Origin of the sequence: uncultured Bifidobacterium sp. (assembly GCF_963540075.1) — a bacterium.
Classification (GTDB): domain Bacteria; phylum Actinomycetota; class Actinomycetes; order Actinomycetales; family Bifidobacteriaceae; genus Bifidobacterium.
The window spans coordinates 1-17,572 of sequence record NZ_CAUTOG010000030.1 but is presented as its reverse complement, the minus strand read 5'-3'; the positions used below and the strand labels follow the sequence as shown (position 1 = coordinate 17,572).

At 66.7% G+C, this 17,572-nt stretch carries 8 protein-coding genes; all 8 read right to left on the bottom strand.

Going from position 1 to position 17,572, the window contains the following annotated elements; all coding sequences use genetic code 11:
* Positions 1 to 3,248, bottom strand: a 3,248-nt coding sequence (gene ileS, locus RWX87_RS04865; protein ID WP_399552306.1) for an isoleucine--tRNA ligase, incomplete at its 3' end; no start/stop codon positions are given.
* Positions 3,249 to 3,744: 496 nt separating this feature from the next.
* Positions 3,745 to 5,748 carry an ABC transporter ATP-binding protein gene (locus RWX87_RS04860; RefSeq protein ID WP_314688130.1) on the bottom strand — a complete coding sequence of 668 codons (2,004 nt, stop codon included), beginning with the start codon at positions 5,746 to 5,748 and terminating at the stop codon, positions 3,745 to 3,747.
* 118 nt (positions 5,749 to 5,866) lie between these two features.
* Entirely contained in the window at positions 5,867 to 7,795 is a 1,929-nt protein-coding gene (locus RWX87_RS04855; RefSeq protein WP_314688125.1) for an ABC transporter ATP-binding protein, read from the bottom strand.
* 65 nt (positions 7,796 to 7,860) lie between these two features.
* The gene (locus RWX87_RS04850) at positions 7,861 to 8,484 is read right to left on the bottom strand and encodes a MarR family winged helix-turn-helix transcriptional regulator (RefSeq protein WP_314688123.1); all 624 of its coding nucleotides are present in this window, start codon (positions 8,482 to 8,484) and stop codon (positions 7,861 to 7,863) included.
* A gap of 263 nt (positions 8,485 to 8,747) precedes the next feature.
* Positions 8,748 to 10,016 carry a glutamate-cysteine ligase family protein gene (locus RWX87_RS04845; protein ID WP_314688121.1) on the bottom strand — a complete coding sequence of 423 codons (1,269 nt, stop codon included), beginning with the start codon at positions 10,014 to 10,016 and terminating at the stop codon, positions 8,748 to 8,750.
* 132 nt (positions 10,017 to 10,148) lie between these two features.
* The gene (locus tag RWX87_RS04840) at positions 10,149 to 15,200 is read right to left on the bottom strand and encodes an acyl-CoA dehydratase activase-related protein (protein WP_314688128.1); all 5,052 of its coding nucleotides are present in this window, start codon (positions 15,198 to 15,200) and stop codon (positions 10,149 to 10,151) included.
* A 323-nt stretch (positions 15,201 to 15,523) separates the two neighbouring features.
* The gene (gene nrdG / locus RWX87_RS04835) at positions 15,524 to 16,216 is read right to left on the bottom strand and encodes an anaerobic ribonucleoside-triphosphate reductase activating protein (RefSeq protein ID WP_314688118.1); all 693 of its coding nucleotides are present in this window, start codon (positions 16,214 to 16,216) and stop codon (positions 15,524 to 15,526) included.
* Between the two features lie 3 nt (positions 16,217 to 16,219).
* Positions 16,220 to 17,572 (bottom strand): anaerobic ribonucleoside-triphosphate reductase (nrdD, locus tag RWX87_RS04830; RefSeq protein WP_314688116.1); only part of this gene is annotated, 1,353 nt, incomplete at its 5' end.

Here is a 17,572-nt window from a genome sequence, read left to right as displayed (position 1 = left end):
CGGTCGGAGATGTCGAGCCCGGCGTCCTTGCGGGCGTCCTGGACGAGGCGGACGGTGTCGCGGGCGTAGCCCTCGGCAAGCAGGTCGTCATCCAGCGCGGTGTCGAGGATGACGAATCCACCGGACGGCAGGGCCGCCGATACGGAGTCAGCGGCCTCGACGGCGTCCTGCTCCTCGACGCGATTGACGAGCTCGTACTCGCCGTCCTTGAGGGCCACGTCCCCGTTCGGCGTCTCGACGACGGGGACCTTCGTCCCGTCCTCCCCCGCCTCGACGCGCCAGGCACCCGACTTCGACGCCCTGATCGCGAACTGCACGGTGCGTCCGAGCCGGGGACCGGCCGCGCGTGCGTTGACGCGCAGCTCATGCACGATGCGCAGGCCATGCGCCGATGCATCCTCGAGCGTCGAATACTCGACGGACTTGACGTCAAGCTCGGCCTTGAGCACGTCCTCGTAGGCGGCCACGGAGTCCGGGCCCTCCACGATGACGGTGAGCTTCGGCAGCGGCTGGCGCACGCGGATCTGCTCGGCCTTGCGCAGGGACAGGGCACCGGAGACGACCTCCCGCACCTGGTCCACCGCGGCGACGAGGGCGTCGTCGGCCACCAGCACCCGGCCGAGCTCCGTGTCCTCGCCCGTCCTCTCATCGCGCACGAACGGCCAGTCGGCCAGATGGACGGACTCGCCGCCGGTCAGACCGCGCCACACCGTCTCCGCCTCCATCGGCGCCAGCGGCGCCAGGACCCGCATGAACACCTCGAGAACGGTGTACAGCGTGGTGAAGGCGTTGGCGTCCTCGTTCCAGAAGCGGTCGCGGCTGCCACGGATGTACCAGTTCGTCAGCACGTCGATGAAGTCGCCGGCCGCCGTGCACGCGTCGGAGATGGCGAACTCGTCAAGGGCCTTCTCGACCCTCTCCACCAGCAGCCTGGTGCGCGCCAGCAGGTAGCGGTCCATGCGGGGAAGTCCGGCCACCTCGTCGGGATGCAGGGAGCGCGCCTCGAATCCGGCGCCCCTGTTCGCCGCGTTGGCGTACAGGGTGAAGAAGTAGTACGAGCTCCATACCGGCAGCATGACCTGGCGCACGGTGTCGCGGATGCCCTCGGCGGTGACGATGAGGTTGCCGCCGCGCAGGATCGGCGAGCTCATGAGGAACCAGCGCATGGCGTCGGATCCGAACCTGTCGAACACCCCGTTGACGTCCGGGTAGTTGCGCAGATGCTTGCTCATCTTCTGTCCGTCGCTGCCGAGCACGATGCCGTGGCAGATGACGTTCTTGAAGGCCGGACGGTCGAACAGCGCGGTTGCCATCACATGCAGAAGATAGAACCACCCGCGCGTCTGGCCGATGTATTCGACGATGTAGTCCGCCGGGAAATGCTGCTCGAAGTACTCCTTGTTCTCGAAGGGGTAGTGGAACTGGGCGAACGACATCGACCCGGACTCAAACCAGCAGTCGAGCACGTCGGTGATGCGATGCATATGCGATTGTCCGGTCGGATCATCGGGGTTGACGCGCACCAGCTCGTCGATGTAGGGACGATGCATGTTGATCTCGCCCTTGCCGTCGCGCGGATAGTCGCCGAAGTCGCGTTTGAGCTCCTCCAGCGACCCGTACACGTCGACGCGTGGATGCGCCGGGTCGTCCGACACCCACACGGGGATGGGCGAGCCCCAGAAGCGGTTGCGGGAGATCGACCAGTCGCGGGCGTTCTCCAGCCACTTGCCGAACTGGCCGTCCTTGACGTTCGAGGGGATCCAGTTGATGAGCTGGTTGTTCTCCAGCAGACGCTTCTTGATCGTCGTCACCGACACGAACCAGCTGGACACCGGCTTGTAGATCAGCGGCGTGCCGCAGCGCCAGCAGTGCGGATACGAGTGCACGTAGCTCTTCTCCTGGAAGAGGATCGCGCGCCTGTCCTCGGGGATCCGGGCCAGCGGGCCGTCGCCAGCGCGCAGGTTGCGCAGGATCGGCAGGTTCGCATCGAACACGAACAGCCCCTCGTAGTCGGGGCACAGCGAGGTGAACACGCATTTCTCGTCGAGCACGTCCACGGAGCGGATGCCCTTGGCGTTGAGCGTGGCCATATCGTCCTCGCCGTAGGGGGCCTGATGGACGAGCCCGGTTCCCTCGACGGTGTCGACGTAGTCGGCGGTGTAGATCCGGTAGGCGTTCGGTCCGGGCGTGCCGTCCCCGGCCTCCGCCTTCTCTCCGGCGAAGTACGGGAAGACCGGCCAGTAGCGCCAGCCCTCCATGTCGCCGCCCTTGAGCTCGCGAATCACCTCATAGTCCTCGCCGAGCTCCTTGGAATACCGCTCCAGCAGGGGCCTGCCGAGATAGAACTTCTTCCCGGCGAATCTGCCCTGCGTGGGCCGCACCTCGACGTAGTCGATGTCGGCGCCGACGACGATGGCGAAGTTGGTCGGGACGGTCCACGGCGTCGTCGTCCAGAACACCGCGTAGGCGTCCTTCTCGTCGCGCAGCTTCACCGCCACGGACACGGTGGTGTCCTGGCGGTCCTGGTACACGTCGGCGTCCATGCGCAGCTCGTGCGCGCTCAGCGGGGTGCGGTCGTTCGGGCAGTACGGCAGCACGCGGTAGCCCTTGTACGCCAGACCCTTCTCGTACAGCTGCTTGAACGCCCACATGACGGACTCCATGTAGGGGATGTCCAGCGTCTTGTAGCCGTGCTCGAAGTCCACCCAACGGCCCTGGCGATGCACGTAGTCGCGCCACTCGTGCGTGTACTTGAGCACCGAGGCGCGGCAGGCGTCGTTGAACTTCTCGATGCCCATCTCGTTGATCTGGTCGACGGACTCGATGCCCAGCTCCTTCTGCGCCTCGAGCTCGGCGGGCAGACCGTGGGTGTCCCATCCGAAGACGCGGTTGACCCTGTGGCCCTTCATCGTCTGGTAGCGCGGGATGACGTCCTTGGCGTAGCCGGTGAGCAGATGCCCGTAGTGCGGCAGGCCATTGGCAAAGGGCGGACCGTCGAAGAAGACGAACTCGTTCTGGCTGTGGTCGCCGGAGGGGCGCCGCTCGACGGATTTCTCGAACGTCCTGTCGCGGTCCCAGTAGTCGAGGACCGACTGCTCCAGAGCGGGGAAGCCCGGATTCGGCGTCACATGTCCGGAGACGCCTCCCACGGAGGCCTTCGGATAGACGGATGCGGAAGAATCCTCCCCCGTCGGGATTGTCTGCGTCGTGGTCCGTGAAACGGATGCGGAATCGGTGGACTCGCTCACCATTGCTCTCCTCGCTGGCAGGTATGTGCTCCATCCCCGCGAGGACGACGACGCGCGTCCGAGAACGCCCGCCACCGCGGTACCACCCCGCTTCCGTGCGTCCGCGGAACGAATCCCGCAAGCGCACGACCGCTCATCCTCGGCTATGTCGGGCCGATCCCGTCGGTTCTACCAGGCCTGTTCCCCGTCATCCATCGCGATGACGGCCGCGCCGGCCGTTCTTCCGAAGGCTCCCCGCTGATGACGGATCGCTGCCTGCCACCCAGGGAACTCGCGTTCCGAAGGCCATAACGCGGCTCATCATAGCACCGGGCGCGGGCCGGCCCTGCGGGCGTCACGCCCATGGCCGAGACCAGACGTTCGCGAACGCCCACCATCCCCATCATCCGACGATTCCGGCGGATCGTCCGGCGATCCCCACGGTCGGTCCACGAAGCACGGACCATCCGCCGGCGCGGATGAGAGAAGACGCGTTCCGGCGGGTCTGCGCGACCTCCTACTCCAGCTCCACGGCCCCGGTGTACAGCTGGTAGTACTCTCCGCGCTTCGCGATGAGCTCCTCATGCGAGCCGCGCTCGATGATGCGCCCGTGGTCGAGCACCATGATGACGTCGGCGTTGCGCACGGTGGAGAGCCGATGGGCGATGACGAACACCGTCCTGCCCTTCATCAGCGCATCCATTCCAGCCTGCACGACCTCCTCGGTGCGGGTGTCGATGGAGCTGGTGGCCTCGTCGAGGATCATCGCCGGCGGGTCCGCCACGGCCGCGCGGGCGATGGAGATGAGCTGGCGCTGCCCCTGGGACAGCCCGCCGCCGTCACCCTCGAGGATCGTCCGGTAGCCCTGCGGCAGCATCCGGATGAAGCCGTCTGCGTTGGTCCGCTTGGCCGCTGCGACGCACTCCTCGTCGGTGGCGTCGAGGCGTCCGTAGCGGATGTTGTCCATGACGGTACCGGTGAAGAGGTTGACGTCCTGCAGAACGATGCCCAGCGAACGCCGCAGGTCGGGCTTGACGATGTTCCTCACGTCGATGCCGTCGTAGAGGATCTGCCCCTCCTGGATGTCGTAGAAGCGGTTGATGAGGTTCGTCACCGTCGTCTTGCCCGCTCCCGTAGCGCCCACGAGGGCGATCTTCTGGCCGGGCTTGGCGAACCAGGTGATGTCGTGGAGCACGGGCTTGGCGGGGTCGTAGCCGAAGGTCACGTCGGTGAAGCGCACATCGCCGCGCAGCAGCGTATAGCGGCCGTCCGGGGAGGTGATGGCGCTCTCATGCGCCTTGAGCGCGACCTCGCGCGCCGTTCCTTCCAGCTTCTCGGCGGCCTTGAGCGACCGGGTGCCGTCGTCGTCCGCGGCCCGCTTCCACGCCCAGTGGTCGGTCTCCCGGTCCGTCTCGGCCATGGTGCGTCCGTCGTCGCCGAGCTCGACGTTGACGAGCCTGACGCTGCCGTCGTCGGACTCCACGGGCTCGTCCAGAAGCTGGAAGATGCGAGAGGCGCCCGCCAGGGCCATCATCACCATGTTGAACTGCATGGAGACCTGGCCGATGGGATTGACGAAGGCGCGCGACAGGGTGAGCAGCGCGATCAGCGTGCCCAGGGTGAGCGTCCCCGCGCCGGAGAGCCCCACGTTGCCCAGTCCGGCGAGCGAGACGGCTCCCCCGACGATGGCGAGCAGCACATACAGCAGGTAGCCCATGTTGCCGACCACCGGCATGATGTTGTTGCCGTAGGTGTTGGCCTCGGCGGAGGCGCGGAAGAGCTCCTCGTTGCGACGGTCGAACTCGGCGGCCGTGGCCTGCTCGTGGTTGAAGACCTTGATGACCTTCTGACCGTTGACGGCCTCCTCGACGAAGCCGTTCACCCCTCCCAGCGTCTGCTGCTGGCGGATGAAGAACAGCCCGCTGCGGGTGACGAGCACGCGGACGACGACGACGAGCAGCACCGTGAACAGCACCGTGAAGACGGTGAACGGGATGGACAGCCACAGCATGGCGAGCAGGGCGGCGAGCGCCGAGACCGCCGACGAGAACATCTGCGGGAAGGACTGCGAGATGGCCTGGCGCAGGGTGTCGGTGTCGTTGGTGTAGCGGCTCATGACGTCGCCGTGCTCATGGGTGTCGAAGAAGCGAATCGGCAGCCTCTGCTGGTGGGCGAACATGGCGTCGCGGATGTCCTTGAGCGTGCCCTGCTCGACGGTGACGACGAGCCAGCTCCACAGCCAGGTGCTCAGCACCCCGGCCCCGTACAGCAGGGCCATCAGGCTCAGAGCCCGCACCAGCGGCGACCAGTCGGGGTTCGTGACGCCGACCAGCGGCAGTATGTAGTCGTCGATGAGGCTCTGGAGGAACATCGCCGCCCCCGCCTGGGCCGCGGCCCCGACGAGGATGCACAGGACGATGACGACGACCCTCCAGCGGTAGCGCAGGATGTATCCGAACAGGCGCTTCGTGGTCCCCGGCGCCGCCCGGCGGACCGCGGGAAGGGGCGTGCGGCCGGGCATGCCGCCGCGACGGCGCTTCTTTCCCGCCCCCTCGGCGGCAGTCATATGCCCAGAACGGTCGTCGGGACGACCGCCGTCGGGGTTCGCACCACGATTCATGGGTTCATCGCTTCGTTCGTCAGTCATGCAGATCGCCTCCCTCGTTCGCGCCGGTCCCGGATGTCACATCCGTCGCCGCAATGGCCGCCGGTGCAGCTCCCCCGGCCTCCTCCCTTCCGATGTCGCCGGGGGCGTCGATCCCGGCTCCCGAATTGCGCGTCTGCGATTCGTAGATCGACCGGTACTCCTCGCACGTCCTCAGCAGCTCGTCATGCGTGCCCTGGTCGAGGATCCGCCCGTCATGCAGCACGACGATGCGGTCGGCGTCCTGCACGGAGGACACGCGCTGGGCGATGATGATGGTCGTCGTCTCGGGGGTCTCACGATGCAGCCCCTCGCGGATGAGACGGTCCGTCCTGGTGTCCACGGCGCTGGTGGAGTCGTCGAGGATGAGGATCCTCGGCCGCTTGAGCAGAGCCCGGGCGATACACAGCCTCTGCCTCTGCCCGCCGGAGACGTTCGTTCCGCCCTGCTCGATCATCGTGTCGTAGCCGTCGGGGAACTCGTTCACGAAGCCGTCGGCCTGCGCGATACCACAGGCCCGCCTGATCTGCTCGTCGGTGGCCTGCGGGTTCCCCCAGCGCAGGTTGTCGGCGATCGTGCCGGAGAACAGGACGTTCTTCTGCAGCACCATCGCCACCTGGTCGCGGAGGGTCTCAAGGTCGTAGTCCCGCACGTCGCGGCCGCCCACCCTCAGCGTCCCGGAGGTCACGTCGTACAGGCGCGGGATGAGCTGGACGAGGCTGGACTTCGACGAGCCGGTCCCGCCGACGACGCCGATGGTCTGGCCGGAGGCGATATGCAGGTCGATGTCGTCGAGCACGGGCTTCTCCGAGCCGCCGGAGTAGCGGAAGCCCACATGGTCGAAGTCGACGGAGCCGTCGGCCACCTCGGTGACGGGACGCTCGGGATCGCGCACGGTGCTGCGCTCCTGCAGCACCTGGCAGGCGCGCTCGGCGGAGGCCTGCGAGATGATGACCATGACGACGACCATCGAGAGCATCATCATCGACATGAGGATCTGCATGGCGTAGGTCACGAGGGCGGTCAGATCGCCTGTGGTGAGTCCCAGCGCCGCACTGTTGCCGGAGGCGACGATCTGTCTCGCGCCTATCCATGCGATGAGGATCATCGTCACGTACAGGCACAGCTGCAGCAGGGGCATGTTGACGCTGAGGATCCTCTCGGCCTTGACGAAGTCGTCGTAGATGCGCGTCGAGATCCCGCCGAACTTGGAGACCTCATGCCTCTCGCGGTTGTAGGACTTGACGACGCGCACGCCCTGGATGTTCTCGTCGACGACGTTGTTGAGCCGGTCGTAGGTGCGGAAGACGCGCACGAAGACGGGATGGACGAGGAACACCACGACGAGCAGACCGACGCCGAGCACGGGGACCGTCGCGAGGAACACGAGGGCGATGCTGGGACTGATCCGGTAGGTGAAGATCCACGAGACGATGATCATGACGGGAGCGCGGACGCCGAGCCTCACGAGCATCTGGAAGGCGTTCTGCAGATTCGTCACGTCGGTGGTCAGACGGGTGATGATCGAGCCGGTGGTGAAGCGGTCGATGTTGGTGAAGCTGAAGGACTGCACCCTGGCGAACAGGTCATGGCGCAGGTTCTTGGCGAAGCCCGAGGATGCGACGGCGGCGAAGCGTCCGGACAGGAAACCGCACACCAGAGAGGCCATCGAACAGGCGATGAGAATCAGGCCGAAGCGCCAGATGGCGGGCATCGATCGCGCCGTGACGCCCTGGTCGATCAGCGCGGCCATCAGCGTGGGGATGACGATCTCGAGCACGCCCTCGACGAAGACGAATGCCGGCGCCAGCATCGTGGGCCGACGGTATTCCCTGAGGCTTCCTATCAGGGTGCGTATGACATGGGTCGGCTTCTCCGGCGCGTCACGCCGTTTCACCTCGTCGTTGTCGATGCCTGTGCTCACTCGTTCCTCTCCTTCTGATACCGCCTTCATCGGTCCACCCGCCCGACCGGTTCCGACGTCCCTCGTCATGGCCGTCTCCCGGCGGTCGTCGTTCCGGAGCCATGACCATCCGCCGTCAGCGATCCGCGCGCAGGGATCACGAGGGAACCATCACCCACCGGGACACCGGAAGAAACGCCGCGGCCCGACTCCGCGGCGTCCCCGGTCACGTCCACGTCAGTCTGCCCCCTGTGGTGATGGGCAGCGTCGATGTTCGCCATAAGCCTCGACATGAAGCCCGCCAGAGCCAGCCTCTCCTCGCCGGAGAATCCGGCAAGCAGCTCCTCGTCCATCCTCACGGCGTTGCCGACCAGGTCCTCGACGATCGCATCCGCCCGCGGCGTCAGCATGATGCGCTTCATACGCGCGTCCCCGGACACGGGTTCGCGGACAATAAGCCTCTTGCGCTCCATAAGCGCCAGGACGCGCGACGCGGTGGACCGCGTGATGCAGAAGCGCTTTTCGATGTCCCTCTGCACGACGACCTGATCGCGGTGATGCGCCAGGAACATGATGATATGGGCGTTGCCGCCGGTGGCGATGCGCGCGCCCGCCGGCATGGTGGCGTTGAGATAGCGCCTGATGCGCCGGCTCAGGCCGTTGATGTCGATGCCGATGCTGCGCGTGTCCACGAGCGACACTGTAGTCATGAGGCATATACAACATGCCGCATATGCAACAGTCAGCGTAATCCCGCTGGATCTGTCGACGGAGACGATACCGAAATCCTACGGATGAAGCGACGACGCGGAATCCGCCGTCGGGAAACCACACTCGGAACCCGCATCGCAACCTGCATCACGGCTACCGCACCACATGACCCTCCCCGCGGATCGACAGCGGTCATCCATGCCCCGGACCGGACCCCGAAGGCCGCGCCGCCGCGGAACCGCGGTCGCGGGGACGGGCCCGTCTACCTCTGGAACGCGTCGGGATGCGCCGGATCGCCCGGCACGTCCTCCAGCAGACCCTCGAGTCCGAGGAACTCCTTCCAGAAGCCCAGCGACTGACCGTAGGGGGTGGCGTCCTCGCCGAAGGCCTGGAGGTTGGCCTTCGCCTCATAGACGTCCAGCTCGTCGAGCCCGTCGAAGTAGGACGTCAGGCGCGAGAAATTGCGCTGGTCGTAGAAGAGGGAGCCCACGATCTCCGTGAGACGCTCGGCGCGCGGCAGCGGCAGGGAGTCCCAGTGGCGCAGCTCGATGAAGTTCTTGAGTCGCGCGTCATTGAAATGCGTGGAGATGACGTGGTTGATCTCATAGGGGTTGAGCTCGCGGTCGGGGTAGATCTCCCCGGCGTTCTCGCGGAAGGCCGCGCGATGCTTCTCCGCGTCCGGCAGGTTCGACGCCTCCGGCGTATGCGTCAGGTCGGCGAACATCAGCGGCGTCGAGAGCACGTCGACGGCGTAGTCCTCCCAGCCGAATCGTGCGTCGTACAGCCCGGGAATGACGTTGGTGCGCTGGAAGTCGAGGGCGTCCCACATGCGCTGCCGCAGCAGCGGATAGGGGTTCTCCTCCCCTTCGAAGTACGGGGTGTTGCGAAAGAACCAGGCGAGGACGGGTCCGACGGCCGTGCCCACGCGCAGCTTGGCGATGGCGTCCGCCTGGTCGCGGTAGTCGATGCTCACCTGGGTGGACGCCGAGCAGCGCATCATGCACAGCCCGTACTGGCCGACGCGGCCGAGATAGTCGGTCATCGCGGCGTAGCGGCTTTTGGGGTTGACCGGCACGTCGGCGAAGCCCGTCCTCGGCTGGTAGCCATAGGAGACGAGACGGAACCCCAGATCGCGGAGGATGGGATCCGTCTCCGCGCGAAAGGCCTGGTATATCGGCACCAGGTCGCCGGGCTTGCGCAGCACTCCGATGGAGCATTCGACCTGGGCGCCGGGTTCCAGGGAGAGGGAGATGCCATCCCTGGCGAGGCCGACGAGATGACCGTTCTCCCAGTATTCGTGGGCCGGATCATAGTAGGGGCGCAGCCGGCCGAGCAGCGTCTCCACGCCGTTCGGCTCGTAGTAGCTCACGGCCGCGTCGGTGCCGTTGCGCACCGGCAGATGCTCGATCTCCACGCCGAAGCCGCCCGGAGTGGACTTGGCGCCGGACTCGAAGAACGCGAGCAGGCTTTTCAGGTGACGGGGGCTGACCGTGGCGCCGAGGTGGGCGTAGCTGATGCGTGGCGTGACCATGCGCCCATCCTAGGCGAGGAACCGGCGGGGCCGCGCCACGCCGGTCATACGGAAAGCCGATGGCCCATCATAACCGCGGGCGGTAGGGCAACCGCAGGCCGCGATGGGACCACGGGCGTCCGTCGGGAATCCTCAGACCGCGAGCGCATCCGCCTTGGCGTCGGGCCGGGCGTCGGCGGCCTCCTTCGCCCGTGCGGCCTTCTTCGCCGCGGAGATCATGAGCTTGATGCGGTTGAGCTGGTTGGCCTGGGAGGCGCCGGGGTCGTAGTCGATGGACACGATGTTGGCCTCGGGGTGCAGACGCCTGATCTTGCCGAACATGCCCCGGCCCGTCACATGGTTGGGCAGGCAGGCGAAGGGCTGGGCGCAGACGACGTTGGGGCAGCCGGATTCGACGAGCTCGAGGATCTCGGCGGTGAGCAGCCACCCCTCACCGGCCTGCACGCCGATCGACGTGACCTCCTGGGCCTTGCGCACCAGCTCGGGCATCGGCATGTCCTGGCTGAACTTGCCGTGGGCGAGGCCGATGGCATGCCGGACCGGGTCGAGGTAGCGGTCGAGTCCCCAGCGCATGAGGGCGTACGCCGCCTTGTTCCCACCCATGCCCAGATTGCGTTCGTTCCAGTCGGTGATGTACGGCCGGGTGGTCATGAACTCCATCATCCCGGGCACGACGGCCTCGCAGTCCTGGGACTCGATGACGTCGACGAGGTGGTTGTTGGCATCCGGATGGTACTTGACGAGGATCTCGCCGACCACGCCGACGCGCGGCTTGCGCGGGACGTCACGCAGCTCGAGGACGTCGAAGCTGCGGACGATCTCCTTGAGCAGCGCGGGATAGGGCAGCCAGGAGCGGCCGAGCCGCCTCCCTGCGGTCGCGGACCTGCCATGGTGCATGATCGTCTCGCGGACGATCGTGTCCCACATGCGGTACAGCTCGTTCGCACTTCCCGGCCTCGCCTCGTAGGGACGCGTGCGCATCAGGCATTTGAGCAGCAGATCCCCGATGATCAGGGCCTTCGCCGCCCGGTGCAGCATGGCCGGCGTGGCGGTGAACCCGGGATTGTCCTCGATGCCCTGGGTGCTCAGGGCGATGACGGGCACCTGCGGATATCCGGCGTCGATGAGGGCCTTGCGGATGAGTCCGAAGTAGTTCGTCGCGCGGCACATGCCGCCGGTCTGCGTGATGGCCAGGGCGACGCGGTCCGGGTCGTACTTCCCCTGCACGATGGCGTCGACGAGCTGACCGACGACCATGATCGCCGGATAGCAGGCGTCGTTGTTGACGTATTTGAGCCCGAGCTCGACGTCCTCCCGCGAGGCCGTGCGCAGGATGTCGAATCTGTACCCTCCGGAGCGGATGACCGCCTCGATGAGGGACATGTGGATCGGACTCATCTGCGGGCCGACGATGGTGTAGTCCCTTTTCATCGACCTGCCGAAGGGGATCCTGCGCGCATAGGCCGACAGCGTGGCCGTCGTGCGGGACTTGTCGCGTCTCCCGGCCGTCGCAGTCTTCGACGACGGTTCCCGGGCCGAGGACGCCCGCTGATTCCCGTCATTCCGCGGCTGACCGGCCTGCGACGTCTTCGCGGCGGCGCGACGGGAGGCCTCGCGCACGGCCGCGGTGAGCTTCGGATTGGCCGCCATGACCCCGTCGAGCATCGCCTGGCGGCCGGGCGTGGGGCAGGAGGCACCGGTATGGCGGAACCCGTCGTCCTCCTTCGCGTCCGCCCTGGAATCCCGCGTCGTCGCGCCCGCCGCCTCGGCCGCGACCGAGGTCCGGCCTGACAGCCGGTCGAGCTGCGCCCGGGCCTCGGCGACGGCCCTCTCGGCCTGGGACAGGCGCCGCTGCGCCTCCTCAAGACGCCGGGCGTCAGGTCGCCGCTCCTCGAGACCTCGGCGGTCCTCCCCGGAGGCCTCCCTTCCGAGGCGGTTCGTCCCGACGGCGGGCGCGTCGGCCGGCCCGGTCGCCGTGCCCCGCGGAGCCGTGGGGTTCTTGCGCGTGTCAGCCGAATCCGAAACGAGACGGGTCGTGTTGGCCTCACGCTCCTCGATGGCGGCCTTGAGCGAGCGCAGACGGATCTTGGCGGCCCCGAGATTGCTCACCTCATCGATTTTCAGCAGCGTGTACACGTCCGCCTTGTCGGCGAGGATCTCGGAGACCTGGTCGGTGGTGATGGCGTCAAGCCCGCAGCCGAAGGAGTTCAGCTGGACGAGTTCGAGTCCCGGATATGAGGCCACGAAGTTCGCGGCGGCGTAGAGACGGGAATGGTACGCCCACTGGTTGGTGACGCGCAGCGGCAGCTTCGGCGCGTCCACGGGTGCGGCGTAGCGGAACCCTCCGGCGTCCTTGGCCCGGGGGTCCTGCTCGTTCTTGCCGAGGTAGTCGCTCAGGTGAAGGTCCTGACCGGGCTTCAGCTCGCATATCGAGTCCTCGGACAGCACCACCATCCCCAGGGCGCAGATCGTCTCGGGGATGCCGTGGTTGACCTCGGGATCGGCGTGGTAGGGACGCCCGGCCAGGACGATGCCCCTGCAGTCGTGCTCCTTCATGTAGGCGAGGGCGCGCAGCCCCTCCTGCTGGACGTCATGCTTGGCGAGGGCGTCCTCGGCGTAGGCGGCCTTCACGGCCCGCTCGGCCTCCTCGGGGGTCACATGCGCCCAGGCGAACTCCTCGACGATGCGCTTCGCCATGAGCTCGTGGTTGGCGAGGTTGAAGTACGGGCGCATGTAGCGCACGCCCTCCTGCCGCAGTTCGGGCATGTTCGCCTCGATGACCACGGGGTAGTTCGCCACGACCGGGCAGTTGTAGTGGTTGTCCGCGTGGGCGACGAGGTTCTCCTCATAGGAGACGCAGGGGTAGAAGATGGTCTTCACCCCCTTGTCGAGCAGCCAGCGGATATGCCCATGGACGAGCTTGGCCGGATAGCAGATGTTCTCGGAGGCGATGGACTCGATGCCCGTCTCGAACAGCTCATGGCTGGATCGGCCGGAGATCATGACCTTGAACCCGAGGCTCGTCAGCAGCGTGAACCAGAAGGGGTAGTCCTCGTAGATGTTGAGCACGCGAGGGATGCCGATCTCGCCTCGGGTGGCCTTCTTGTCCGTGAGCCTGCGGTAGCCGAAGACGCGCCTGTACTTGTAGTCGTAGAGGTTCGGACGGTCGGAGCGCTTCCGCCTGGCGTCCCCGCCGCGTTCGCAGCGGTTGCCGGTCACGTAGCGCGAGCCGTCCTGGAAGGTGGTGATGGTGAGCTTGCAGTGGTTCTGGCACAGCCGGCACACGTCCCGCTCGGAGGTCATGGACAGGCCGTCGAGCTGGTCACCCGCGAGTATGCCCGAACGCGTGTGCGCGGTGGATGGGTCGGACTCCGCCTGGTCGACGTAGTGCATGCGCGCGGTGAGCGCCGCCCCATAGGCGCCCATGAGGCCGGCGATGTTGGGCCGGGTGACCTCGCGCCCGGTGAGCAGCTCGAAGGCGCGGAGCACGGCGTCGTTGAGGAAGGTGCCCCCCTGGACGACGACGGTGTCGCCGAGCACGTCGGCGTCGCGCAGCTTGATGACCTTGTACAGCGCGTTGCGCACGACGGAGTAGCACAGTCCGGCGGCGATGTCCTCCATCGAGGCGCCCTCCTTCTGCGCCTGCTTGACGGAGGAGTTCATGAACACGGTGCAGCGCGATCCGAGGTCCACGGGGTGCGTGGACCTGAGAGCCGCCTGGGTGAACTCCTGGATGTCCATGCCCATGGACTGCGCGAAGGTCTGCAGGAAGGAGCCGCAGCCGGAGGAGCAGGCCTCGTTGACGGCGATGGAGTCGATGACGCCGTCGGTGATGGCCAGGTACTTCATGTCCTGGCCGCCGATGTCGATGACGGCGGTCACGCCGGGGCTGACCATCTCGGCCCCGCGATAATGGGCCATGGTCTCGACGACGCCCTCGTCGAGATGCAGTCCGGTGGTGATGAGACCCTCGCCGTAGCCGGTGGCGCAGGATCGGGCGATCCAGGCGCCCTCGGGAAGGTCGCGTTCGATGCGCCGGACGATGTCGACGGCGGCGGTGAGCGGACTGCCGTCGTTGGTGGCGTAGGACTGCCAGACGATGTCACGGTCGTCGTTGACGAGAGTGGCCTTGATGGTGGTCGAGCCGGCATCGATGCCCAGGAAATGCGGGCCGCGGGCGCCGTCCAGCGTGCCGATGCGCACATGCTCGCGATGGTGGCGCTCATCGAAGTCGCGACGGTCCTGCTCCGCGGCGAACAGCGGCGGCATCGTGGGGGTGTCGCTGGGCATGTTCTTCAGCCGTTCGAGCCCCTGGAGGATGTTCTCGCAGGTGCGGGCCCCGAAGCGCTCCGAGCCTTCCAGCTGGTCGTCGTCATCGGCCAGAAGCGCCGCTCCGTAGGCGACGTAGAGATGGGCGTTCTCGGGCGTGACGAAATGGTCGACCTTGCCCTCCAACGCCCGGCCGAAGGCGTCCCGCAGCCCGGAGAGGAAGAACAGGGGGCCGCCAAGGAACACGACGGTGCCGTGGATGGGTCGGCCGGCGGCCAGTCCCGCTATGGTCTGCGTGGCTACGGCGGTGAAGATGGAGGCGGCGAGGTCGCGTTTGTCGGCCCCGTCGTTGATCAGGGGCTGCAGGTCGGTCTTCGCGAAGACGCCGCAGCGCGAGGCGATGGGATACAGGTTCGTGTAGTCCTTCGCCAGGTCGTTCAGACCGGAGGCGTCGACGTCCAGAAGCGTGGCCATCTGGTCGATGAACGCGCCGGTGCCGCCGGCGCAGGAGCCGTTCATGCGCTGCTCGGGCGTGGGCTTGAGGTAGGTGATCTTGGCGTCCTCGCCACCGAGCTCGATGATGACGTCGGCCTCGGGGATGCGCTCGTCGATGGCGCGGGTCTCGGCTATGACCTCCTGGACGAACGGCACATGGAGGTTCCCGGCAAGCGTGAGGCCGCCGGAGCCGGTGATGGCCAGCCGCACCGGTTCGTCTCCCCTGCCGATGGCCTCCAGAGAGGCGCGGATGTCCGTCAGCAGGCCGGCGACGGTGGCGCGGACGTTGGCGTGATGCCGGCGGTAGTCGGAGAAGAGGACGTCGTCGAGGGAGGCGGTGTCGCCCAGCGCGACGGCCTTGACGGTGGTCGAACCGATGTCGAGCCCGATTCTGATGGTTCGACGGGGCCCGCGCGGCATCCCCTCCGATGGGGTCGCGGCCGCGGTCCTCTCACGGACCGCGGTCCGCGCCTCCATCAACGCCTGTGAACTCTCCACCTGACCGTCCTTACCGCTCGGCCGTCCGTGCACGGCACGCCGCGACACCCCTCACGTGGTGCCGGCGGCACCATTGCGCCGGTTCCTCTTCTTCGTAATGTAGTAGGCACCCACGGCCCGGACGTTCCCCCACAGCGTGATTCAGCCGACATTCCCGGGAGTGTCGCGGCCTCGGATCCGGTTGTCAGCCAGTGCCTCGTTCCCGCCGGCACGTCGATGGGAGGTGCGCCCGGGAACCCCGGCCGTCAGGAGGCGGAGCCCTCCCCCGCGCTGCGGTCCTTGCCGTAGACCTCGGGGATGAAGCGCTTCTGGTCGTGCAGCCTCGGCCAGATGACGGGACGGCCCTGTTCGAAGGACCGGGGGACGTCAAGGATGCGCTGGTTGCTGGAGCCACGGAACTGCAGCAGCGGATCGTGCAGGGTGCGGATGTAGCGGCCGTCGACGAGCACGTCGACGAGATGAAGCAGTTCGAGCTTGTCGGAGGTCTCCCCCGGACGCATGAGCTCCTCCCATGTGTATCCGGTCCAGCACCAGATGTCCTTGGAATGCCCGAAGCGCTCTCGGAGGCGCTTCGCGAGGGGCAGGAGGATGCCGGTGTTGAGCAGCGGCTCGCCACCCAGGAAGGTGATGCCCTGGACGTAGTCGAGCGCCAGATCGGCCATGATGCGGGCCTCGAGTTCGGCGGTGTAGGGGTGTCCGGCGCGGAAGTCCCAGATGGACGCGTTGTAGCATTCCTCGCAGTGGAAGGGGCAGCCGGAGACGTACAGCGAGCACCGGATGCCCTCGCCGTCGGTCATCAGCAGCCGCTTGTAGTCGGCGACCATGCCGTGGCTCATCCGCTCGCTGCTCCACTGGCCGGCCCCGGGGTTGTTGGTCAGCGGACTGGGTACGGATGGCCCACGGCGTCTGTCCGTGGGCGCGAAGTCATGCAGCGTCATGCGCTACTTGGTCTCCTCGAACCATTCGCGGTCCGACCCGTCGGCAAGGGAGACGTGTCCGGTTTCGCCGCTCATATGCTTGACGCGATGGGCGATCTCCTCATGCCGGCCATGGACCATGGGCCGCTGGACGGGATTGCCGAGATAGCCGCAGGTTCGCTTGGTGACATTGCACTTGTCGGGGTCGGCGTTGCCGCACTCCGGGCATTTGAAGCCCTCCTCGGTGGGCTCGAAGTCGCCCTCGAATCCGCACACGAAGCAGTGATCGATCGGCGTGTTGGTTCCCAGATACCCGATGCCGATGTTGTAGGCGTAGTTCCACACGGCCTCGAGCGCCTGAGGATTGGCCTGCAGGCAGGGGAATTCGCAGTAGTGGATGAAGCCGCCGGCGGCGTAGTAGGGGAAGTCCTTCTCGTAGTCGAGCTTTTCCATCGGGGTCGGCGACAGCCACACCGGATAGTGGAAGGAGTTGGTGTAGAAGTCGTGGTCGGTGACGCCGTCGACGCGACCGAACTTCTCCCGGTCCATGCGGTTGAAGCGGTCGGTGAGGCTTTCGGCGGGCGTGGAATACAGCGAGTAATGGTATCCCTCGGCCTTGGCCCACTGATGGCACAGCTCGCTCATCCGCCTCACGATCGACAGGGCGAAGTCCTTGCCCTCCGGGTCCCAGCCATGGTCGCGCATCCAGTTCTTGCCATAGAACACCGCCGTCGCCTCGTACAGGCCGATGTATCCCAGCGAAACGGTGGACCGCTCGTGGTTGAAAAGCTGGTCGACGCTGTCGTTGGCGCCGAGACGTCCGAAGGCCCCGAAACGAAACAGCGTGGGCGCGTTGACGGGCGTCGCCTGCTTGCACCGCATGATGCGGAACTGCAGAGCCTGATGGGCGACCTCCATGCGTTCTGCGAAGATCCTCCAGAAACGGTCCTTGTCGCCGTGCGACTCAAGGGCGATGCGCGGGATGTTCACCGTGACCACGCCGAGATTCATGCGGCCGTCCTCGACGTCCTCGCCGGTCTTCGGGTCCTTCCAGCCCTGCAGGAAGGAGCGGCAGCCCATGGGGGCCTTGAAGGAGCCGGTGATGCGGACGATGTTCTCGTAGAAGACGACGTCCGGGTACATGCGCTTGGTGGAGCATTCGAGCGCCAGCTGCTTCATGTCGTAGTTGGGATCGCCCTTGTCGGCGTTCAGGCCGTGCCTGATGGTGAAGACGAGCTTGGGGAAGATGGCCGTGTGGCGGTCCTTGCCCAGGCCGCGGATGCGGTTGAGCAGGATGGAACGCTGGATCTCCCGGGCGAACCATGAGGTGCCCAGACCGAACCCGACGGTGACGAACGGCGTCTGCCCGTTCGAGAC